Source organism: Streptococcus suis (assembly GCF_002964045.1).
Lineage (GTDB): Bacteria > Bacillota > Bacilli > Lactobacillales > Streptococcaceae > Streptococcus > Streptococcus suis_U.
Window position 1 is genome coordinate 1 of the sequence record NZ_POPB01000584.1, and the last position, 607, is coordinate 607.

Here is a 607-nt window from a genome sequence, read left to right on the forward strand (position 1 = left end):
TAGAGGTTTTCATAGGAAAATCTCTTTTTTTGTGCTAGAATAATAGATGGAGGTCCGATATGATCAAAATTTTTGGTAAAATTCGTTACCATTGGCAACCGGATTTATCATGGGCCATTATTTACTGGTCACTTACCTTCACGCCTATTTTCATTGGTATGACACTTTTATTGGAAAAGTTGAGAGTGTCAAGATTATTTATCTTACTTCTCTCTCTCTTTGCTGTATTAGTAGTGCTTGGCTTACATCGCTATTTCGAGATAAAAGAAAAGCATTTACGGATTGCTTCGGCTAATCCTTTTGCAGTACAGAAAATTGAAATTGCTACCATAGAAAAAATTGAAGTTTCTTATCTAGCCATTCGCATATTTTCACAAGAATTTCCCAATGGGCAGGTGTATCACATGCGCAAATGGCCGAAAAAATACTTTATTAACCATTTAGCTATTCATAATTGCTTCAAGGGTGAGATTGAATTAATAGACCATTTAATAAAACAGGATTATTTTGAAGAGTATTATACAAAAAAAGCCAAATCAATCCGCTGAAATGGCTTTTGTAGGACATGATTTGATGGCTTTGAGAATATCTGGATTGGGTTCAATCG

The 607-nt window shown here is 34.3% G+C and carries 1 protein-coding gene; it reads left to right on the top strand.

All coding sequences use genetic code 11. The features are described from left to right. Nucleotides 1-59 precede the first annotated feature (59 nt). Nucleotides 60-548 carry an EbsA family protein gene (locus C1E99_RS12995; RefSeq protein WP_014637746.1) on the top strand — a complete coding sequence of 163 codons (489 nt, stop codon included), beginning with the start codon at nucleotides 60-62 and terminating at the stop codon, nucleotides 546-548. The last annotated feature ends 59 nt before the right edge of the window (nucleotides 549-607 follow it).

What these genes read in the sequence shown, in the direction of transcription:
- C1E99_RS12995 (WP_014637746.1), top strand. Translation starts at nt 60, where the DNA reads ATGATCAAAATTTTTGGTAAAATTCGTTACCATTGGCAACCGGATTTA.